The sequence below is a fragment of the Pseudoduganella buxea genome (assembly GCF_009720835.1).
GTDB lineage: Bacteria > Pseudomonadota > Gammaproteobacteria > Burkholderiales > Burkholderiaceae_D > Rugamonas > Rugamonas buxea.
The window spans coordinates 29,500-50,266 of the sequence record NZ_WNKZ01000026.1 but is presented as its reverse complement, the minus strand read 5'-3'; the positions used below and the strand labels follow the sequence as shown (position 1 = coordinate 50,266).

Annotated in this window: 22 protein-coding genes; 5 read left to right on the top strand and 17 right to left on the bottom strand. The window is 63.5% G+C overall.

Features of this window, described 5'->3' with window-relative positions:
- Positions 1 to 16: 16 nt before the first annotated feature.
- Complete coding sequence (locus GM672_RS11395; RefSeq protein ID WP_155470653.1) at positions 17 to 496, top strand: GNAT family N-acetyltransferase; 480 nt, start codon at positions 17 to 19, stop codon at positions 494 to 496.
- 519 nt (positions 497 to 1,015) lie between these two features.
- Here the strand turns inward: GM672_RS11395 and GM672_RS11390 are convergent.
- Entirely contained in the window at positions 1,016 to 1,921 is a 906-nt protein-coding gene (locus GM672_RS11390) for a DMT family transporter (protein ID WP_155470652.1), read from the bottom strand.
- Positions 1,922 to 2,035: 114 nt separating this feature from the next.
- Between GM672_RS11390 and GM672_RS11385 the strand changes: the two genes are divergently transcribed.
- The 3 genes from GM672_RS11385 to panC are packed head-to-tail and all read left to right on the top strand — an operon-like array spanning position 2,036 to position 4,007.
- Entirely contained in the window at positions 2,036 to 2,254 is a 219-nt protein-coding gene (locus GM672_RS11385) for a DUF3460 family protein (protein ID WP_155470651.1), read from the top strand.
- 28 nt (positions 2,255 to 2,282) lie between these two features.
- Positions 2,283 to 3,146: a segregation and condensation protein A gene (locus GM672_RS11380; protein WP_155470650.1), complete on the top strand. Its 864-nt coding sequence runs from the start codon at positions 2,283 to 2,285 to the stop codon at positions 3,144 to 3,146.
- 21 nt (positions 3,147 to 3,167) lie between these two features.
- Positions 3,168 to 4,007 (top strand): pantoate--beta-alanine ligase, encoded by an 840-nt coding sequence (gene panC, locus GM672_RS11375; RefSeq protein WP_155470649.1) that lies wholly within the window; start codon positions 3,168 to 3,170, stop codon positions 4,005 to 4,007.
- Positions 4,008 to 4,245: 238 nt separating this feature from the next.
- On the opposite strand, the gene GM672_RS11370 is transcribed toward panC, so the two are convergent.
- The 16 genes from GM672_RS11370 to flhD form a co-directional block, all read right to left on the bottom strand.
- Complete coding sequence (locus GM672_RS11370) at positions 4,246 to 5,454, bottom strand: EAL and HDOD domain-containing protein (RefSeq protein ID WP_155470648.1); 1,209 nt, start codon at positions 5,452 to 5,454, stop codon at positions 4,246 to 4,248.
- Between the two features lie 89 nt (positions 5,455 to 5,543).
- Positions 5,544 to 6,191: a protein phosphatase CheZ gene (gene cheZ / locus GM672_RS11365; protein WP_155470647.1), complete on the bottom strand. Its 648-nt coding sequence runs from the start codon at positions 6,189 to 6,191 to the stop codon at positions 5,544 to 5,546.
- A gap of 3 nt (positions 6,192 to 6,194) precedes the next feature.
- Entirely contained in the window at positions 6,195 to 6,584 is a 390-nt protein-coding gene (gene cheY, locus GM672_RS11360; RefSeq protein ID WP_008450066.1) for a chemotaxis response regulator CheY, read from the bottom strand.
- Positions 6,585 to 6,844: 260 nt separating this feature from the next.
- Complete coding sequence (locus GM672_RS11355; protein ID WP_155470646.1) at positions 6,845 to 7,915, bottom strand: protein-glutamate methylesterase/protein-glutamine glutaminase; 1,071 nt, start codon at positions 7,913 to 7,915, stop codon at positions 6,845 to 6,847.
- A 9-nt stretch (positions 7,916 to 7,924) separates the two neighbouring features.
- A complete protein-coding gene (cheD, locus tag GM672_RS11350; protein ID WP_155470645.1) occupies positions 7,925 to 8,524 on the bottom strand; it encodes a chemoreceptor glutamine deamidase CheD in 600 nt (199 codons plus the stop codon).
- Positions 8,525 to 8,534: 10 nt separating this feature from the next.
- Positions 8,535 to 9,398 (bottom strand): CheR family methyltransferase, encoded by an 864-nt coding sequence (locus tag GM672_RS11345; protein WP_155470644.1) that lies wholly within the window; start codon positions 9,396 to 9,398, stop codon positions 8,535 to 8,537.
- Between the two features lie 119 nt (positions 9,399 to 9,517).
- A complete protein-coding gene (locus GM672_RS11340; protein WP_155470643.1) occupies positions 9,518 to 11,275 on the bottom strand; it encodes a methyl-accepting chemotaxis protein in 1,758 nt (585 codons plus the stop codon).
- Positions 11,276 to 11,488: 213 nt separating this feature from the next.
- Complete coding sequence (locus tag GM672_RS11335; RefSeq protein WP_155470642.1) at positions 11,489 to 11,965, bottom strand: chemotaxis protein CheW; 477 nt, start codon at positions 11,963 to 11,965, stop codon at positions 11,489 to 11,491.
- A gap of 12 nt (positions 11,966 to 11,977) precedes the next feature.
- Positions 11,978 to 14,212, bottom strand: coding sequence for a chemotaxis protein CheA (gene cheA / locus GM672_RS11330; RefSeq protein ID WP_155470641.1), 2,235 nt, complete (start codon positions 14,210 to 14,212; stop codon positions 11,978 to 11,980).
- Positions 14,213 to 14,249: 37 nt separating this feature from the next.
- Complete coding sequence (locus tag GM672_RS11325; RefSeq protein ID WP_155470640.1) at positions 14,250 to 14,615, bottom strand: response regulator; 366 nt, start codon at positions 14,613 to 14,615, stop codon at positions 14,250 to 14,252.
- Between the two features lie 75 nt (positions 14,616 to 14,690).
- Positions 14,691 to 15,239: a chemotaxis protein gene (locus GM672_RS11320; protein WP_155470639.1), complete on the bottom strand. Its 549-nt coding sequence runs from the start codon at positions 15,237 to 15,239 to the stop codon at positions 14,691 to 14,693.
- A gap of 21 nt (positions 15,240 to 15,260) precedes the next feature.
- Positions 15,261 to 16,199, bottom strand: a complete 939-nt coding sequence (gene motB / locus GM672_RS11315; protein WP_155470638.1) for a flagellar motor protein MotB — start codon at positions 16,197 to 16,199, stop codon at positions 15,261 to 15,263.
- A 15-nt stretch (positions 16,200 to 16,214) separates the two neighbouring features.
- Positions 16,215 to 17,075 (bottom strand): flagellar motor stator protein MotA, encoded by an 861-nt coding sequence (motA, locus tag GM672_RS11310; protein ID WP_170300020.1) that lies wholly within the window; start codon positions 17,073 to 17,075, stop codon positions 16,215 to 16,217.
- Positions 17,076 to 17,166: 91 nt separating this feature from the next.
- Positions 17,167 to 17,949, bottom strand: a complete 783-nt coding sequence (locus tag GM672_RS11305) for an SAM-dependent methyltransferase (RefSeq protein WP_155470637.1) — start codon at positions 17,947 to 17,949, stop codon at positions 17,167 to 17,169.
- Between the two features lie 55 nt (positions 17,950 to 18,004).
- Positions 18,005 to 18,547, bottom strand: coding sequence for a flagellar transcriptional regulator FlhC (flhC, locus tag GM672_RS11300; RefSeq protein WP_155470636.1), 543 nt, complete (start codon positions 18,545 to 18,547; stop codon positions 18,005 to 18,007).
- 42 nt (positions 18,548 to 18,589) lie between these two features.
- Positions 18,590 to 18,907, bottom strand: a complete 318-nt coding sequence (gene flhD, locus GM672_RS11295) for a flagellar transcriptional regulator FlhD (RefSeq protein WP_155470635.1) — start codon at positions 18,905 to 18,907, stop codon at positions 18,590 to 18,592.
- Between the two features lie 618 nt (positions 18,908 to 19,525).
- On the opposite strand from flhD, the gene kynU reads away from it, so the two are divergent.
- On the top strand, positions 19,526 to 20,764 hold the full coding sequence (gene kynU, locus GM672_RS11290; RefSeq protein ID WP_371867058.1) for a kynureninase: 1,239 nt from the start codon (positions 19,526 to 19,528) through the stop codon (positions 20,762 to 20,764).
- The last annotated feature ends 3 nt before the right edge of the window (positions 20,765 to 20,767 follow it).

Below are 20,767 nucleotides of genomic sequence, written 5' to 3'. Positions count from 1 at the left end.
GGATAGCGGCGCGCCGATGGCCACCTTCGCAGTCCGTCCGGCCGACGACGACGACGCTTCGTTGATCGCCGGCCTGACGCGCCGCGCCTGGGCCGGCAAGGTCAGCGTCACCTCCAGCGGACACCGGGAAACCGCTGTCCTGGTCGCGGAACATCTGCGCCAGGGCGGCGGTTTTATTTTATTCGACGGCGATACGCCCATCGGCGCCGTCCGCTGGCTGCCCCACGACACGGAGCCCGGCGTGTGGGAGATATTAAGAATGGGCGTCCTGCCCGAATACCGGGGCAATAACCTTTCCCAGCATTTACTCGAAGCCGTGATTCACCACGGCCAGGAATCAGGCATTCGCGAACTGCGCCTGGCGGTACGAAGCGACCAGCCGAAACTGATCGATTTTTATGCGGCCTATGAATTCGACCTGGCCGCCGAACTCGAATATTCCCACGCCAATCCCCTGGAACCGGCGCCGCTTGTAATGCGGCGGCAACTGCGCTGATTGCCTTTGGGCGTCAGCCGCATTGTCCCGTCGCCGACAGACCAATCCATGGCGTGATCGCGCCAAACCTTGGCTTAAACGGCACGATTGCTGCCCCCCCGTTGCCCGGTGTGCGGGCTATTTCCTCGCGTCTACTCGCACTTCAGGTGGCGGACTGCACAGCACCCGCAATGGGCTTCGGCGGCTTCGGCGGTGCATTATCGCAAGCGGCCAGGGCTAATATCGCCGCCATACCCAACAATAAACATTTACGCATGACCATTCTCCCGCTGAGTAATATCCCACGCTAGCAGAACACACCACCGCGCGGCGCGGTGTTGATTTGCCGCACTAGCCACACCTTTCCCAAGATAGCGGAACAAGCCTCCATGCGGGGCCGGATGCCGAACGCGGTGCAATCGCAGGGTACGCACACGGCAAGCTATTCCTCTGCCCCGGTGGCAGACATGGTTTAGAGAAACACTGCGAACGGATCAGGTGTCCGACGTTGAATTCGCCGGCGGTCCGGATAATGATGGGTCAGCTGGGTCGTCGGGAGGAAACGATAATGCCGCCGACGATCAGCAGGAAGGCGATACCGTGATAAAGGTGGGGCAACTCGCCCAGAAACGCGGAGGACAGCAGTGCCGCGAACAGCGGTGTCAGGTTGCTGAAGAAGGCGGCGATGGCGGGGCCGGCGCGCCGGACACCCTCGCCCCAGCAACGGAAGGCGACGACTGCGGGGCCGATGGCGACGTAGGCCAGTACGGCAGCGAGCGTCCAGTTCCAGTGGACGGTGGCGTCCGACAAAGTCCACTCCCCTGCCGCGAACAATCCTGACCACAGCACGCCGAAACCCACCTGGGCCAGCAGGAAGCCGGCCCAGTCGGCCCGCAGCCCGGCCGGCTCGTGGGTGCGCGTCAGCAGCCAGCTGTACAGCGACCAGGCAATCGTCGCCAGGATCATGAACAGGTCGCCCGCCACCAGCCGCAGCGCCAGCAGGTGGGCGACGTCGCCCCGGGCCAGCACGAGCAGCACGCCGGCGATCGACAGCACGGCGCCGACGACTTGCCGGCGCGTGACGCCGACGCCGAAGAACAGCCAGCCCGTCAGAATCATCCACACGGGCATGCCCGCCGCGACGAGGGTGACGTTGATGGGCGTGCTGCTTTGCAGCGCGAGATACTGCAGTGCGTTATACAGGCCCACGCCAAGCAGGCCCAGCAGCGCAAAGCGGCGCCAATGCCGCCACAATTCGCTGTCGCGGCGGAACACGGGGCCGGCCAGCGGCAGCAGGATGGCGAAGGCCAGGCTCCAGCGCAGCAGGTTCAGCAGGATAGGCGGCACCATCTCGTGGACGAGGCGGCCGGCGATGGCGTTGCCCGCCCACAGGATCGGCGGCAAGGTCAGCAGGAAGACCGTGTGGGGGGTCAGTCGTGTATTCATGGCAATAGAGCATACCCGAAGCGGGGCGCTGTCGCTGGGCAGCGACGGAAATTCCCTGTGGCATGCCGCAGCGCGGTAGAATAGCCGTTGGCTTTCAACTCAGCTATCAAACCTATGAAACTCCTGTTCAAGCAGCACCGCGGTTACGAATCCGATCACACCCAGTTCATCAAGAGCCTGAAGGAAAAGAATCCGGCCATCGAGCAAGGCCAGCAGCAGGGCCGTGCCCTGCTGTGGGACAAGGCGCCGCAGTCGCTGGACGAGCGCGCACGCCAGCGCGATTCCGCCATTGCCCAGCAAGCCTACGTCTATCAGAACAAACTGACGGACTGAATGCAGGGCTAGCTCGGGAACGCCAGACATGCTTCCCGCGGACGACCCGGCCGGCGCAGCAGTTGCAGCGCCGGACCCGCAGTCGACAGGCAGCGCCGTGGCACCAGCCGACGGCGCTGCTTTTGCACGCCTGTACGGCGAGCCCCTGCTGCACCTGCCCACGGACCTGTACATCCCGCCGGATGCGCTGGAAATCTTTCTCGACGCCTTCGAAGGCCCGCTCGACCTGCTGCTGTACCTGATCCGGCGACAGAACTTCAATATCCTCGACATCCCGATGGCGCAGGTCACGCTGCAATACCTGAAGTATGTGGACCAGATCCGCCTGTCGAACCTGGAGCTGGCCGCCGAATACCTGTTGATGGCGGCCATGCTGATCGAGATCAAGTCGCGCATGCTGCTGCCGCAGCGCCAGCATGAGCTGGAAGTCGATGGGGACGATCCCCGCGCGGAACTGGTGCGCCGCCTGCTCGAATACGAGCAGATCAAGCTGGCCGCCGTCGACATCAATGCCATTCCCCAGCTGGACCGGGATTTCGTGCGCAGCCAGATCTTCATCGAGCAGAGCCTGGTGCCCGTGTGGCCGGACGTGACACCCGGGGACCTGCAAGCGGCCTGGCGCGACCTGCTCAAGCGCGCCACCCTGAAGCAGCACCACAAGATCAGCCGCGAGGAACTGTCGGTGCGCGAGCACATGACGGCCATCCTGCGCCGGCTGCAATCGCAGCGTTTCGTCGAGTTCGCCGACCTGTTCGATGTGAGCGGCGGCGTACCCGTGCTGGTTGTAAATTTTGTCGCCATGCTGGAACTGGCGAAAGAAACCCTGATCGAAATAACCCAGGCCGAACCGTTCGCGCCCATTTACGTGCGCCTCGCCTATTCGCCTGCCTGAACCACCGGCCATTAGAAAAACATGAAAATCATTTCCTCCATTGAAGAGCTGCGCGACCAACTGAGCGGCCAGCTGCGTACCGCCTTCGTGCCCACCATGGGCAACCTGCACGAAGGCCACCTGTCGCTGATGCGCATCGCGCGCCGGCATGGCGACCCCGTGGTGGCGTCGATCTTCGTCAACCGCCTGCAGTTCGGCCCGAACGAGGATTTCGACAAATACCCCCGCACCTTCCAGGCCGACGTGGAAAAGCTGGAAAAAGAAGGCGTCTACGTGCTGTTCGCACCCACCGAGAAGGACCTGTATCCGGAGCCGCAGGAGTACCGCGTGCAGCCACCTGACGGCCTGGGCAATACGCTGGAGGGCGAGTTCCGTCCCGGCTTCTTCAACGGCGTATGCACCGTCGTGACGAAACTGTTCTCGTGCGTGCAACCGCGCGTGGCCGTCTTCGGCAAGAAGGACTACCAGCAGCTGATGATCGTGCGAAACATGGCGCGCCAGTTCGCGCTGCCGACGGAAATCATCGGCGCCGAAACCTACCGGGCCGAAGACGGCCTGGCGCTGTCCTCGCGCAATATGTACCTGTCCGAGCAGGAACGGGCCGAAGCACCGGCCTTGTACCAGTCGCTCAACTTCGTCGCCAGCGAAATGCGCGCCGGCCACCTGGACATCTTCCAGCTGGAACACAAGGCCATGGACGACCTCGCCAAACGAGGCTGGAAGCCGGACTACATCAGTATCCGCAAGCGCAGCGACCTGCAACCGCCCAACGCGGGCGACCTGGCCCAGGGCGCCCCGCTCGTCGTCCTCGCCGCCGCCAAGCTGGGCACCACGCGCCTGATCGACAACTTGGAAATCTGAGCCACCGCCGCTACGGCCGGGTCCGTGTCCACCGTGGGGTCAGACCCCGACATGGACACGGACTGAGCTATGTTTGCAGTCGAGCTCGTGTCTGTGTCGGGGTCTGACCCCAAGGTGGACACGGACTGAGCAATGTAGCGGTCGAGCTCGTGTCTATGTCGGGGTCTGACCCCAAGGTGGACAGAAACCCCGGCTACGCCCCCAAGGTGGACACAGGCTCGGCAGTTTGGGTGGCCGATCAGCCGGTGACGTTTTGCGTCCACGCCAGCGCGGACAGGTGGGCCTTGTTGACGTCTAGCGGGGTCAGGTTCAGCGAGGCGGCCAGCGAGGCGACGAGCGTTGAGTTCAGCTCACACGCTTCGGCCAGGGCCAGGTAGGGGCCGTAGCGCCCACCCCGCTCCAGCAGGGCTTTGACGACCTCGTCGGACAGCTGGATGGTTGCCAGCACTTCCTTCATCGGCACGCCCAGCAGCCGGTCCAGCAGCGAGAACATGCCGGCGACGAAAATGTTTTCCGCTTCCACCTTGCCCAGCGCCGTCACGCCCAGCAGTTCGGCCAGGCGGCCACGGACGACGGCCGTTTCCAGCAGCACGGGCGAAAAGCCCGTCGTGCTGGCCGTGGCCAGCAGCAGGGTCAGCCAGCGGTACAGGGGCTGGTAGCCCAGCAGGCCGATGGCCTGCTTCAGGGACTGGATCTCGCGACCCATGCCGAAACCGGCCGAGTTAATGTAGCGCAGCAGCTTGTACGACAGGGCCGCGTCGCGCTTGAGCACGCTTTCCAGCTTCGGCACGTCGGCATTGGCGCTGACCATCTGCATCAGTTGCAGGATCATCGTCTGGGCCGGATTCATGCCCTTCATTTCCAGGCCCGGCCGGGGCGTCAGGTGCAGCTTGCCGACGAAGGCATCGATGCCCAGCGCGGCGCAGGCGTCGAAATCGGCCCAGGTCGTCACGGGCCGCCCCACCATGCGCACTGTCGACTGCTTCAGCGCGGCATAGGTGCGCGCCTGCGAGGCCACGTCGGCGCCGGAGAAACGCACTTCCACATACGAACAGATGCTGGGCAGGCGGTTGCCGGCGCGGGCGATGTCGCAGTTGCGCAGCAGGATGCCGACGTCGCCGGCCCGCAGCGCGCGCACGGCCGCCAGGGTATCAGGATTGGCCAGCTCGCGCGTGGCGATCGACAGCACCGTGTGCTGCGGCGGCAGGTTGTACAGGGCGTCCGTCGACAGCATCGCCGGCACGGCTTCCAGGAACAGGGTCTTGTCGCGCAGCAGCCAGCCACGTTCGGGGTCGTTGACCTGGCCGGCGACGAAGCCGACCAGGTCCTCCAGCGCCGCCTGGGTGGGGGCGTCGCCGGCATTGTGTTGCCACGTCAGCTCATAGCCGACCACGCGCTGTTGCGGGTCAAGCAAGGGCTCGCGCACGAGGAAATGGGTCTGATGCATTGGCCGATGTGAGTGAAACGAAGCGCGCCCCGGGGCGGTAGCGCGGTCATGCAGTGGCGCGGATCGGGCGGGCCGGTGCCCGCCTCCGGTCAGAAGCCCAGGCTGTCCAGCAGGTCGTCGACCTGGCCCTGGTCGGCCACGATGCCTTCGGCGCTGGTGTCGATCTGGGGACCGTTCAACAGGCCCGTATCGATTTCCTTCTTCAGTTCTTCCGGCGCGAAGTCGATCAAGGTCTGCACCAGTTGCTTTTCCAGGTTCTGGGCGATCGACGTGACGCGCTTGATGACCTGGCCCGTCAGGTCCTGGAAATCCTGCGCCATCATGATGTCCATCAGGTGGCCCTTCGTGGCGCTCGTCGCGGCCGTGGCCGAACCGAGCGCGACGATGGTGCGCTGGGCCAGCTCGCGCCAGTCGGCTTCGCCGCCCTGGCCGTCGAGCAGGGCCTGCCACGAACTGGACAGTTCCTTCGCATCCTTGCTGATGCCGTCCTGCAGCGGGCCGGCCTCGTCGGTGGCGTTGAGCACCTTCTGGGCGGCGTCCTCGGACAGGCGGGCCACATAGTCGAGCCGGTCGCGGGCGTCGGGAATGTCGGTGGCGGCCTTTTCGATCAGCTTGTCCAGGCCCAGGCCGCGCAGGTTCTCGTGCAACGCACGGGTCATGTGCCCGATGCGCGACAGGAATTCCTCGTTGGGGTCCGTCGGGGCCGCGCTACCAGCTGCAGCTGCTTGCTCGACCATGGATCAGGCTCCGAGTTTTTCGAAAATCTTGTTCAGCTTCTCGTCCAGGGTGGCGGCCGTGAATGGCTTGACGACATAGCCGTTGGCGCCGGCCTGGGCCGCGGCAATGATGTTTTCCTTTTTCGCTTCGGCGGTGACCATCAGCACGGGCAGCTTGGCCAGCGCGGGATCGGCACGAATATTCTGCAGCATGGTCAGGCCGTCCATATTCGGCATGTTCCAGTCCGACACGACGAAGTCGAAGGATTCGGCACGCAGCTTGGCCAGCGCCATCACGCCGTCTTCCGCTTCGTCCACATTGGCATAACCCAGTTCTTTCAACAGATTCCGGACGATGCGACGCATCGTCGAGAAGTCGTCAACAACTAAAAATTTCATCTTTGGATCAGCCATGAATTACTCCGTTGATTCTTATGTAACGCGGTTATTTAAATTTGTGCTCTGCAGCTTGTACTCGATGCGCGCGCTCGATTGCGCTCCGTCAGCAAGTTGTAGGATAGCATTATCGTTACCCATAGGGAACAGAACACCTCGTCACTTACGGTAAAAAAACAGTTACCGTATCAATCGTACCCTCAGAACGTATCGATCGCGCGACGTTCTTGCCGCATTCTTCGTCCCGCGCCCGCGCCGGCCCGGCCGGCGCGCCGGGATCACACCCGCAGCGAGCGCATGCCGTGCTGCGCCAGGTAGCCCAGCACCATGCCGGGCAGCGCCTGCAACGCGCCCACCTCGTGGGTGGCGCCGACGGCGATCGCCTCGCGCGGCATGCCGAAGACAACGCAGCTGGCTTCATCCTGGGCAAAATTATACGCCCCGGCCGTTTTCATCTCCAGCATACCAGCAGCGCCGTCCTTCCCCATGCCCGTCAGGATGACGCCGACGGCATTCTTGCCGGCGAACTGCGCCGCCGAGCGGAACAGCACATCGACGGACGGACGGTGGCGGTTGACGGGCTCGCCCTGGTCCAGCTTCGTCATGTAGTTCGCACCCGAGCGGGTCAACAGCAGATGCGAGTGGCCTGGCGCGATATACGCGTGGCCCGGCAGCACCCGCTCGTTGCCCGCCGCTTCCTGCACCGAGATCTTGCACAGCGAGTCCAGGCGTTTCGCGAACGAGCGCGTGAAGCCTTCCGGCATGTGCTGCGTGATCAGGATGCCCGGACAGTCGGACGGCATTTGCATCAGGAATTCCCGGATCGCTTCGGTACCGCCCGTGGAAGCACCCACGATAATCAGTTTTTCGGATGACATCAGCGGATTGCGTAATTGTGGCAGGGGCGCGCTGCCTTCGGCGCCCGCTTGCGGCAGCGTGCGGGCGCGGATGCGGGCTTTCGAGGCTGCGCGGATCTTGTCGGCGATCAATTCGGTATATTCGCGCATGCCCGTCTGGATCGAGATCTTCGGCTTCGTGACGAAGTCGACGGCGCCCAGCTCCAGCGCGCGCATCGTGATTTCCGAGCCCCGCTCGGTCAGCGACGACACCATCACCACCGGCATCGGCCGCAGCCGCATCAGCTTTTCCAGGAAATCGAGGCCGTCCATCTTCGGCATCTCGACGTCCAGGGTCAGCACGTCCGGATTGGTCTGCTTGATCAGTTCGCGCGCGACCAGCGGGTCCGGCGCCACGCCCACGACGGTCATGTCGGGCTGGCTGTTGATAATTTCGGTCATGACGCTGCGGATCAGCGCGGAGTCATCGACCACAAGTACTTTGATAGTCATCGGGGCCTCTTAGAACAGCTCGATTTCACCAGCCACGGGCTGGACTTTCAGGCGGCTGGCGTATTCGATCTCGCGCTTGGCCAGCGTATCGTTGTGCGACTGCATCAGCTTCTTCACGAGCACCTTGCCGGTGCGGGGGAAGAAGTAGACCTTGCGCGGGTGAATGTCGTTCAGGTCCTCCGCCACGACGCGGATGCGTTCGTTGCGCAGGAAGGTCTGCACGAAGGCGGCGTTGCGTTCGCCCACGTTCATGGCCGTGAAGCCCTTCAGCACGGCGCCGCCGCCGAAGACCTTGGCCTCCAGGTTGTCGCGCCGGGCGCCGGATTTCAGCAGGCTGTTGATCAGGATCTCCATCGCGAAGGTGCCGTAGCGGGCCGACGCGGAAACAGGGCTGTCCTTGTCGGCGCCGCCGTCGGGCAGCATGAAGTGATTCATGCCCCCCAGGCCGGTCACCCTGTCACGGATGCAGGCCGACACGCAGGAGCCCAGCACGGTGACGATCAGCATGTCCTTGGCCGTGTAATAGTATTCCCCAGGCAGGATCTTGGCCGCCTGGGTATCGAACGTCCGGTCGTAGTAGACGTTCGTTGCGAGATGTTCGTTTTCCATGGTATTCGTCTCAGGCTCGTTGCGGCGCGATCCTGGCCGCGCCTGGGCGCTCGTCCAGTTCATAGACCGTTTTCCCGCGCAGTTTCAGCGAATCCGACACGTACAGGAAATTCTCGGAATGCCCCGCGAACAGCAGCGCATCCGGTTTCATCATGGGCACGAAGCGCGACAGGATCTTGCGCTGCGTGGGTTTGTCGAAATAGATCATCACGTTGCGGCAGAAGATCACGTCGAACGGGCCACGGATATCCCATTTGTCGTCCAGCAGGTTCAGCTGGCGGTACGTGATCAGCTGGCGCAGCTCGGGCCGGGCCCGCGCCATGCCGGCCTTGTCGCCCTTCCCTTTCAGGAAGAAGCGGCGCTGCTGCTCGGCCGACAGCTTGTCGATCCGTTCAAGCGGATACACGCCGTTGGCGGCCGTCGCCAGCACATTGGTGTCGATGTCGGTGGCGATGATATGGACCGGCGGGGTCAGCGAATTGAATGCCTCGCACACCGTCATCGCGATCGAATACGGCTCCTCGCCGGTGGAACTGGCGGAACACCAGATATTGAGCTGCTCGCCGCGGTGTTTCTTGACGTGTTCAGCCAGCAGGGGGAAGTGATGCGCCTCGCGGAAGAACGACGTCAGGTTGGTGGTCAGTGCGTTGGTAAACGATTCCCACTCATTGCCCAGGCGACCCGCTTCGAGGTCGTCCAGGTACTTGACGAAGGATGAAATTCCGATGGCGCGCAGGCGGCGCGCCAGCCGGCTGTACACCATCTCCTGCTTGCTGTCGGCCAGCGCGATGCCGGCCCGTTTGTAGATCATTTCGCGCACTCTCTCGAAGTCGCGCGAGTTGAAATCAAACTCCTTGACGGTGTCTTTGGACATTATGCCTATCCTTGCGTTACCGGGCACCCGGCGCGCGCGGAGCGCGGCCGGGTTATCGTCACGGGGGCCAACGGCCCGGGGGTTGCCCCGCTGACGTCAGGCTTGCGCCCTGCAGTTCGTCAGAACTCTTCCCAGTCGTCGCCAGCCGGTGCGCTGACCACTTTCTTCGACGAGGTCGACGTGGAAGCAGCAGCGGCGGCGGCAGGCTTGGCGGCCGGTGCTGGCCGCACCGTCACGGCACGCGTCGTGCTCGCGGCGCGGGCCGCCAGCGGCTTGGCCGCGGCCTTGGCCGGTGCCTTGGCCACGACAGGACGCGATACCGCCGTCGCTTCGCCGCCCAGCTTGAAGATGCTGACGGCTTCGCCCAGGCGCTGGGCCTGTTCCTGCATGCTTTCCGCGGCGGCGGCGGCTTCCTCGACGAGGGCCGCGTTACGCTGGGTCATTTCGTCCATCGTCGTGATGGCCTGGTTGACTTCCTCGATGCCGCTGCTCTGTTCCTGGGTTGCCGCCGTGATTTCGCCCATGATGTCGGCGACCTGCTTGATCGACGTGACGATCAGGCCCATGGTCTGGCCCGCTTCGTCCACCAGCTTGCCGCCGGCATCGACCTTCGTCACGGAATCGTCGATCAGCGCCTTGATTTCCTTGGCGGCGCTGGCCGAACGCTGGGCCAGGTTGCGCACTTCGGAAGCGACGACGGCGAAGCCCCGACCCTGCTCGCCTGCACGGGCCGCTTCCACGGCCGCGTTCAGGGCCAGGATATTGGTCTGGAAGGCGATGCCGTCGATGACGCCGATGATGTCGACGATCTTGCCCGAGCTTTCCTTGATCGAACCCATCGTGTCGACCACCTGCGACACCACGGTGCCGCCCTTTTCCGCCACCGACGACGCCGACACGGCCAGCTGGTTGGCCTGGCGGGCATTGTCCGCGTTCTGCTTGACGGTCGACGTCAGCTCTTCCATCGAGCTGGCCGTTTCTTCCAGCGAGCTGGCCTGCGCCTCGGTACGGGCCGACAGGTCGGCATTGCCGGAAGCGATTTCCTGCGACGCCTGCGTGATCGTCTCGGTACTGCCACGCACCTGGCTGACGGTGCGCACCAGGCTGTCGTTCATGTCCTTCAGCGCCTGCAGCAGTTCGCTCGTTTCATCCTTGCCTTCGACGCGGACCTGCGAGGTCAGTTCGCCGGCGGCGACGCGCTGCGCCACTTCGACGGCACCGGCCAGCGGCACGGTGATCGAACGGGTCGTGAAGAAGGCGCAGACCACGCCGATGGCCACGCCCAGCGCGCCCAGCACGAGGGTGAGCACCATCACGCGGCTGTCGTCCTGCAGCGAGCGTTCCTGGAAGGCCTTGGCGGCCGCGTGCTCCAGGTCGCCCAGGCGGTTCAGCGCCGCCAGGGTACGGGTATTGAGCGGATCGATGCGGCCGGCGATGATCTTCGTCGCGCCTTCGGCGTTGAACGCCAGCACCTGGGCCATCGCGTCCTTGAAGGCCGCGTCGACGTCCTTGTCCAGCGCAGCCAGTTCGGACAGCACCTTCTTCTCGCTGTCGTCCAGGCCCAGCGTTTCGAGCTTGCCGCGCGCCGCTTCGTACCGCTGGCGCTGCACCTTGACCTTCTCTTCTTCCTTCTGCATCAATTCGACGTCGGACTGCAGGCCGATATTGCGCATGGCGATACCGGACTCCAGCATTGCACTTTTCATCGTGCTGGCGTGCATGCTCTTGGCATTGGTCAGCTCCAGGCCTTCCATCAGCTTCGACTTGTTACGATAGTTCAGGCTGTTGGAAGACAGTACCAGTGCGACCAGGATCAGCAGGATGATGCCGAAGCCGAAGCCCAGTCTGGTACCGATTTTGTAATTGCGAACACTCATGATGAGTCCCCTACCTTAAAAAGATGATGAAGCAACGGCTCGCCTTCTGCGAGGCGATTGCCTCTTGTTAGTACAAAGATTTTTTTTTTGCTGCACCGCGTTTCTTGGGCGGTAATCGGTTCGATCGCCGCCGGGAAAAACCGGGGACAGTCCCCTGTTTTAAGGCAAGCTTTCTTCAAAACCAGGGTCTGTCCCCGGTTTTCTTAACGAGTGTCAGGCGGCCATCTGTTCGATCAGGCCCATTTCTGGCGAGGACATCAGCTTGTTGATGTCCACCAGGATCAGCATGCGCTCGTCGATCGTGCCCAGGCCGATCATGTATTCGGACGAGAACGCCGTGCCCATTTCCGGCGCCGGCTTGATCTGCTCCGGTTCCAGGGTCGTCACGTCCGACACGCTGTCGACCACCATGCCGACGACGCGGCCGTTGATGTTCAGGATGATGACGACGGTGAACTGGTCGTACACGGGCTCGCCCAGGTTGAACTTGATGCGCATGTCCACCACGGGAATGATGATGCCGCGCAGGTTGATCACGCCCTTGATGAACTCGGGGGCGTTGGCGATGCGGGTCACCGCTTCGTAGCCGCGGATTTCCTGCACTTTCAGGATATCGATGCCGTATTCTTCCGCGCCCAGTTTGAAGGCGAGAAATTCGTGTCCGGCGATGTCGGCATTCTGGTCTGCCATGGTCTTTCCTTATCAGCTAAGCGTATTAAAAATGGTTTCGTCGGCCAGCTGGCGCGAAGAACGGATCAGCGCCGCCACGTCCAGGATCAGCGACACGCCGCCATCGCCCAGGATGGTGGCGCCGGAGATGCCGGCCACCTTGCGGTAATTCGATTCCAGGTTCTTCACGACCACCTGCTGCTGCCCCACCAGTTCGTCCACGAACAGGCAGGCCTTGCGTCCTTCCGTTTCCAGGATCACCAGGATGCCTTCGGACGGATCGGTAAAGCGCGGCTCGATGTCGAACATCTGGTACAGGGGGATCAGGGGCAGGTATTCGCCGCGCACCTTGACCACCTTGCCCTTGCCGGTGATTTCCTTGACGTCCTCGGGGCTGGGCTGCATCGACTCGATGACGAAGCCCAGCGGCAGGATGTACACCTCCTCGCCGACCCGGATCGACATGCCGTCCAGGATCGCCAGGGTCAGCGGCAGCGAGATCGACATCGTCGTGCCGAAGCCCTTGGCCGAACGGATGTCGACGGTTCCGCCCATGGCCGTGATGTTGCGCTTGACGACATCCATGCCGACGCCGCGGCCCGACACGTCCGTCACCTGCTCGGCCGTCGAGAAGCCCGGCGCGAAGATCAGCTGCCACACGTCCGCGTCCGGCATGTTGTCGGAAACGGGCAGGCCGCTCTGGCGCGCCTTGGCCAGGATCTTGTCGCGGTTCAGGCCACCGCCGTCGTCCGACACCTCGATGATGATGTTGCCGCCCTGGTGCGTGGCCGACAGGAACAGGCGCCCCGTTTCCGTCTTGCCCGCGGCGCGGCGCACGTCCGGCATCTCGATGCCATGGTCGATGCTGTTGCGCACCAGGTGCGTCAGCGGGTCGACGATGCGCTCGATCAGGCCCTTGTCCAGTTCCGTCGCCGCGCCGTTGGTGATGAAGTCGACCTTCTTGCCCAGTTTGCCGGCCAGGTCGCGCACCATGCGCGGGAAGCGCGAGAACACGAAGTCCATCGGCATCATGCGGATCGACATCACCGCTTCCTGCAGATCGCGGGTATTGCGCGTCAGCTGGCTGACCGACGCCAGCAGGCGCTCGTGCACCATGGCGTCGAGCGTGTCGACGCGCTGCTCGATCATGGCCTGCGTGATCACCAGCTCGCCCACCAGGTTGATCAGCTGGTCGACCTTTTCGATCGACACGCGGATCGACGACGATTCGGCGCCGTGCGCGGGGGCCTTGTCGCCTTCCCGGCGCTGCGGCTTTTTCTCTTCCTCGACCACGGCGACCTTCTCGGCCGGCGTTGCTTCCTTGATGCCGGCGGCGGCGCGAATCTGCTCGACCGGCTGGAAGAAGCCGTAGCCGCGCGCGGCGTCGCTGTCCGAGCCGGCCGCATTGGCGCGGATTTCGTCCAGCGGCTGGAAGAAGCCGTAGCCCTGGCCTTCGCTGCCGGCCAGGCTGGCGGCCGTCTTGCCCGTTTCCGATTTCGGCAGCGGGTCGAAGAAGCCGTAGCCCAGGTCTTCCTCGACCTTGCTGCGCGCGGCCTGTTCCAGCGCGGCCTGTTGGGGCGTCAGCACGGGCAGTTCCGTCACCGCCATCTCGTCCGTGTTGAGCACGAACGAGCAGATGGCGATGATGTCGTCCAGGCTTTCATGGGTGGTGACGACCATCGCGTTGCGCTCGTTGTCGAGCGGCGTGACGATCACGTGGGCCAGCAGGCCCAGTTCGGCGGCCAGTGCCGTCACCTCGCGGTGTGCCATCTTCGGCAGCTCGAGACGGTAGCGGCGTCCGCCGCTGTGATCGACCGTCTCCTCGTCGCTGCTTGACGTCTGGAAGGCCGGCGCCACGTGGGCGATCGCGGCCAGCGGCACGTCCTGGGCCAGGTGCTGCAGCATCATGCGCACGTCGCCCACGGCGTCCTGGTCGACGGCACTGCCGAGGCGGTGGCCGTCCAGCTGCATCTTCAGCGCGTCCTTGGCCGCCAGGAAGGCGTCCACGTGGTCGAGCGTCAGCGCCATCTCGCCCTTGCGGATGCGGTCCAGCAGCGTTTCCAGGATGTGCGTCACTTCCGTCATGTCGGTCAGGCCGAACGTGCCCGCGCCCCCCTTCACGGAGTGCGCGGTGCGGAAGATCGCATTCAGATCCTCCTCGTCCGGCGCGCTGACGTCGACGGCAAGCAGCAGCCTTTCCATTTCAGCCAGCAGTTCCTCGGCCTCGTCGAAAAAGACCTGGAAAAACTGGCTTATGTCGATGGTCATGGCAAGACTCCGTCAAATAAGCTCAGAGAACACATGTTCAGCCGATGACCTTTTTTACGACCTCGATCAGGCGCTGCGGGTCGAACGGCTTGACCAGCCAGCCATTGGCGCCGGCGGCGCGGCCCTTGGCCTTCATCTCGTCGGACGACTCGGTGGTCAGCATCAGGATCGGGGTCTTGGCGTAGGCGGGCAGTTCGCGCAGGTGCTTGATCAGCTGCAGGCCGTCCATCTTCGGCATGTTCTGGTCCGTCAGCACCAGGTCCACGGTCTGCAGCTTGGCCTTTTCCAGGCCGTCCTGGCCGTCGACCGCTTCCACCACCTGATAGCCGGCGGCCTTCAGGGAAAACGCCACCATCTGGCGCAGGGAGCTGGAATCGTCAACTGCTAGAATCGTTTTAGCCATTTTTTTTATCTCACTTAAAAGTTTCGGGCCGCTCGCGTGTGGCCCACAGTGTTATTCGGTGTATCCGCGCCGAGCTCAGAACAGCTCGATGTCGCCGCTTTCCAGGTGCTTCTGGCTGACCGCCTTGCGCAGCACGCTGCGCAGCTCCAGGCTCTGGATCGCCAGCGCCATGCTGACCTTGCCCAGCAGCTCGACGATGGCCTCGCTGTCGCTCTCGGGGTCCATGTCGGCGCCGTAGGTGCCCAGGGTGGCGAGGAACTCGCGCAGCCCCGTCACCCGCTTCAGTGTGCGGTCGATCAGCTGGCTCGTCATGTCCTGGAACTGCATGCTCGTAATGGCCGCGTTCACATAAGTGCTGACCTGCTCGTTCATTGCTTCCAGCCGGGCCTTGTCGTCGGCCGACGGCGTGCCGCCGTCCAGCAGCAGGCGGATCGTGGCCTGCTGGGCGCTGACGGCCTCGTGGATCGCCATGAAGTTGCGCGACAGTTTCTCGATCGCCTCTTCCAGCAGCAGGTTGGTCTGCAGCAGGTCGGTCTCCACCTCGGTCAGGTGCTTCCGGCCGTGGTCCGAGACGCCGGACAGCATGCGCTTGACGTGGGAGCCGAGGATTTTTTTTCTGTTCATAACAATCTCGTCTTGGGTACTTTACTTGGGTGCCGCCGCGGGGTGCTCCGCCTGCGCCACCGCTTCCATGGTCGCTGCCGTCCCGGTGCCCACTTCCAGCTTGCCGGCGTCGCGCATCAACCCTTCTTCCGTCTTCTTGTTCATCACGATGATGCTGATGCGCCGGTTGATCGGGTTGAACGGGTCCTTGCGGTCCAGGTTGGCGGCCGATGCCAGGCCGACCACGCGAATGATCTTGCTGTCCTGCAGGCCGCCCTGCACCAGTGCCCGGCGCGAGGCATTGGCACGGTCGGCCGACAATTCCCAGTTACTGTAGCCCGTCTCGCTGAAATACGGCGTCGAATCCGTGTGGCCCGTCAGGCCGATGCGGTTCGGCACGTCGTTCAGCACCGGGCCGATCTCCTGCAGGATCTCGCGCGTGTACTGCTGCAGGTCCGCCTTCCCCGCGGGGAACATGGGGCGGTTCTGCTCGTCCACGATCTGGATGCGCAGGCCTTCGCTGGTGAAGTCGAGCAACAACTGCTCCTTGAACTTCTTCAGCGCGGGCGAATTCTCGATCTTGCTCTGGATCTTTTCCTTCAGCTGCGTCAGGCGCTGTTGCTCTTCCTTTTCCAGCGCCGCCTTGACGGCCGACAGGTTGTACGACTTCTTCACGGTATCGCTGCCGCCCGCGTTGACCTGGCCGTCCTGCCGCGTCAGGTCCTTGCCGCCCCCCTTGATGACGGAGGAGCTGTCGCCGCTGCCCGAGCCGCCCTGCATGGCCACCTTCAGCGGCGTCTTGAAGAATTCGGAGATGCCGTTCAGGTCGCCCTTGCTGGTCGAGCCCAGCAGCCACATCAGCAGGAAGAAGGCCATCATCGCCGTCACGAAGTCGGCATAGGCGATCTTCCACGCGCCGCCATGGTGGCCGGCGGCGTACTTCTTGATGCGCTTGACGACGATGGGCTTGGCGTCATCCATGCTTGGCTCCCGGCATCACTTCGACTTGGCCTTCTTGATATGGTCTTCCAGCTCGGCGAAGGTGGGGCGTTCCGTCGAGTACAGCACCTTGCGGCCGAACTCCACGGCCAGCGCCGGCGCGTAGCCGTTCAGGCTGGCCAGCAGGGTCACCTTAACGCACTGGAACATCTTGCTCGACTCCTCCAGCTTCTGTTCCAACAGGCTCGACAGCGGACCGACGAAGCCGTAGGCCAGCAGGATGCCCAGGAAGGTACCGACCAGCGCGTGCGCGATCAGCATGCCCAGCTCGGAAGGCGGCAGGCCCACCGATTCCATCGTGTGTACCACGCCCATCACGGCCGCGACGATGCCGAAGGCCGGCAGACCGTCGCCCAGCTTGGCGATCACGTGGGCCGGCACGGCACCCTCATGGTGGTGAGTTTCCAGTTCGTTGTCCATCAGGTTCTCGATCTGGAACGCGTCCATGTTGCCGGACACCATCAGGCGCAGGTAATCCGTCATGAATTCGACGATATGGTGGTCTTCCAGCACGGTGGGGTACTTTGAGAACAGGGGGCTTTCCGCCGGCGATTCGATATCGCCCTCGATCGACATCAGGCCTTCCTTGCGCACCTTGGACAGGACGTCGAACAGCAGCGACATCAGCTCCATGTACAGCTCTTTCGTGTAGCGCGAGCCCTGCAGCAGGGTCGGCAGCGCTGCGATCGTGGCCTTGATGGACTTGGCGTTATTGCCGACGAAGAAGGCGCCCAGCGCGCCGCCGCCGATCATCAGCAGTTCCAGCGGCTGGAACAGGGCCGCCAGGTGGCCGCCCGCCATCGCGAAGCCGCCGAACACGCAAACACACGTGACCACATAACCGATTATGACTAGCACTGACGAGCCTCAAAGAAAAATGCCGTACCGAAATAGATTCCACAAGGAACTACAATAACGTGAGAACGCCGTGCGGGCAAGGGAAGGACGCCTAAAAGCGCCATAAATAGAGGGGCGGAGCGCCCTCTGTGGTAAGTATGGTCTTGTCGGGAATATAAGGCGGGATGGAAAACTCGTAACTTACTAATAAACTGCCAACCTTCATTTCGCGCTTCGCCTTGTCGTATAAGGCTTGCATGGCCGCCGGAGAAAGATAGGCGAACACCAGGTCATACTCGCCGAAATGGAGTTTTTCATAATCGCCCCGAATAAACCGGGCCGGGGCGCGCAGCAGTTTTGCGCGCAGCAAGGAATAAAGCCAGGGCAACGGCGCCAGTTCAATTCCGGTACAGGCGATATCGGGGCGCAGGCGCGCCAGGTGCAGGGTCATGCCGCCCAGGCCGCTGCCGACATCGATCACGCGCAGGCCTGCACGTGCCGGCAACTGCGCCGCCACCGCATCCCACACGGGCCGGCTCGACGGAAAATACGGCACCTGGGTGCGAAAGGTCGACCAGTACCAGCCCAGCATGCCGAGGAACACGAGCAGGAACAGCACGGGCGGCAATTGCAGGGCACTGGCGGCCAGCAAGGCCAGGGGGAACAGCAACTGGATGGGGCGCCACCACGGGGCCAGCCCGACCCGCCACGTAATCAGCATGGCCAGGACACCTTGCAGGAGGACAGCCTGGAACAGCGTCAGGCCGTGGCCCGATGCGTCGGCCAGCAGCGCCAGCGCCGCACACGGCAGCACGGCCGCCAGCTGCGCCAGCAGCGCGCGCACGGCGGGCAGGCGCAACAGCGAACTCAGGAACGGCAACAGCCGGGACGGCATCACTGGCCGGCCCGGCTTGACATGGAAAGCGTCGGGGAGCGCAACGGCGGCAGGCTCAGGCCGCGGCCGCGTCTTCTTTCGCCTTGCGCGTCTTGCCGGCGCGCGAAGGCATGTGGCACAGGCCGCAATGGTAGTCGCCGTTCAGGTCCATGCCGTTAACGACGTACTTGCCCTGGCACTTGGCGCAGGTCTTCAGTTCCAGCATCTTGCTGCTGAAGAAACGCACCAGGGTCCACGCGCGCGTCAGCGACAGCAGCGGCTCCTCGCCCGGCGCGGGCGGCATCTGTTCGAGGTACAGCTTGTAGGCCTTCATGACGGCCTGGATGCCCGTGGCACCGGCGTGCTCGACGAGAAAATTGTGAATATTGATAAACAGCGAGGAGTGGATATTCGGCTGCCACGTGAGGAACCAGTCCGTCGAGAACGGCAGCATGCCTTTCGGCGGGGACACCCCCTTCAACTCCTTGTACAGCTTGAGCAGGCGCTCGCGCGACAGCGACACTTCCGATTCGAGCAGTTGCAGGCGCGCGCCGAGATTGATCAGCTCGATCGCCAGCTGGATTTCCTGGGCTTCGCTCACGACACTTTTCTTGCTCATCATCCGCTCCTTCAGTCCGCCTCGTTCGCTTTACTATACTGCTTAAGCGATTTCTTCGACGCCCTGTCCGGCCATCAGGATGGCGGCATGGGACTGGGCCAGCGAGCGGTCCTTGTTGTGGTTCGTCAGCATGCCCAGGATGGCGCTGTCGTCGAAGCGGAAACGGGCCAGCATCATGTTGCCGCCCGCCAGTTTCAGGATCTGGGCGTTGCTCATGCCTTCGATCAGGTCGGCGATATCGGCCGAGATACCCAGGCGGAAGATGGCGGTGACCTTGTCGGCGCGGATCATCTGTTGAGCCAGCATCAGGTAGCTCAGATTTGCATCGCGAATTTCAGCCATCATGTCGTTTGCGGTCATGTGAATCTCCTCGTTTGAATTCGTTTGGAAGCGAATTGCGTTTCCGTTGAGATACATAATGCTGTACGGCACGATTCACGAGAAGAGGTGAACTTCTGTATTTGGGATAGGGGAATGCACGGGTCGCCCTGTCGGCGTTTGTCTGACAAGCGCAGGGCGATCATAGGGGCGCACCAGTGTTGGTGCAGGTCGGCGGGTAGTGTGTCCACGTGGAAAATGGTGCTCCACGGAACGAAAATAACGGGTCGATGCGTAGTTGCAGTGCTGCATTTTTACGACATCTGAGACAGGTAACGTCACAGTTCGCCGGAACTTTAGGGTCAACCGCAAAAAAGTTTAAAGTTTTTTTGCCCCAACCAAAGCGTCGAACAGAGACGGTTTCCCGCGCTTCTGGAACTGGTAACGGCAGGGCCGGCGGGAACTTGAGGGCTTTTCGCAAAAAAATTTGAAAATTGTCGAAAAAACCGCGAAAGCGAGCATTCGTGCGGGTTTGCGGGTCCCCTCTCCCTGGCTGGCCCACGGCTACCCTTGCCAATTCGGCATTTCCCCCATGGTACACTCACGGTTTCGCTTGAAGCCTCAAACATTTTCGACCCAGATCGCAGGAACCGCATGACCATGACCCGTGACGATTGCCTGGCGCGCGACGCCGCCGACCCGCTGGCGCCGCTGCGCGGCCAGTTCGACCTGCCGCCCGGCGTGATTTACCTGGATGGCAACTCGCTGGGCGCCCGCCCACGCGCGGCCCTGGCCCGCGCCCAGAACGTCATCGCCCGCGAATGGGGCATCGACCTGATCAAGAGCTGGAACACGGCCGGCTGGTTCGAGCTGCCGCGCCGGCTGGGCGACCGCCTGGCCCCGCTGATCGGCGCCGCCGCCGGCGAAGTCGTCGTCACCGACAGCACTTCCGTCAACCTGTTCAAGGCGCTGGCCGGGGCCCTGCACGTGCAGGCCGCCCACGCCGAACGCAAGGTCATCGTCACGGAGCGCAGCAACTTCCCCACCGATATCTATATGGCCCAGGGCCTGTCGGGCTGGCTGGAGCGGGGCTACCAGGTGCGCCTGGTCGACCGGGTCGAGGACATTGCCGACGCAGTCGGGCCCGACACGGCCGTGCTGATGCTGACCCACGTGAACTACCGTACCGGCTACCAGCACGATATGGCCGCCCTGTCGGCGCTGGCCCGCGAGCGCGGTGCCGTCACCGTCTGGGACCTGGCCCACTCGGCCGGCGCCGTGCCGGTGGCGCTGGCGCGCGACGGCGCCGACTTCGCCGTCGGCTGCACCTACAAATACCTGAACGGCGGCCCCGGCGCGCCCGCCTTCATCTGGGTGCCCCGGCGCCACCAGGCGCAGTTCGTCCAGCCCCTGTCGGGCTGGTGGGGCCACGCGGCGCCGTTCGACATGGCGCCCCACTTCGCGCCTTGCGACGGCATCGGCCGGGCCCTGTGCGGCACCCAGCCCATCGTGTCGCTGGCCATGGTCGAATGCGGTCTGGACGTCTTCGCCCAGACCGACATGGCCGCCATCCGCGCCAAGTCGCTGGCCTTGACGTCGCTGTTCATCGACCTGGTCGAGACGCGCTGCGCCGGCCACCCGCTGGAACTGGTGACGCCACGCGAGCCGGCCCGGCGCGGCAGCCAGGTCAGCTTCACCCATCCGCACGGCTTTGCCGTCATGCAGGCCCTGATCGGGCGCGGCGTCATCGGCGACTACCGCGAGCCGGCCATCATGCGCTTCGGCTTCACCCCCTTGTATACGAGCTTCGCCGACGTGTGGGATGCGGTGGCGATCCTGAAGGACATCCTGGACCGGGAAGACTACGACGTGGCCGCCCGGCGCGGCGTCGTCACTTGAAAC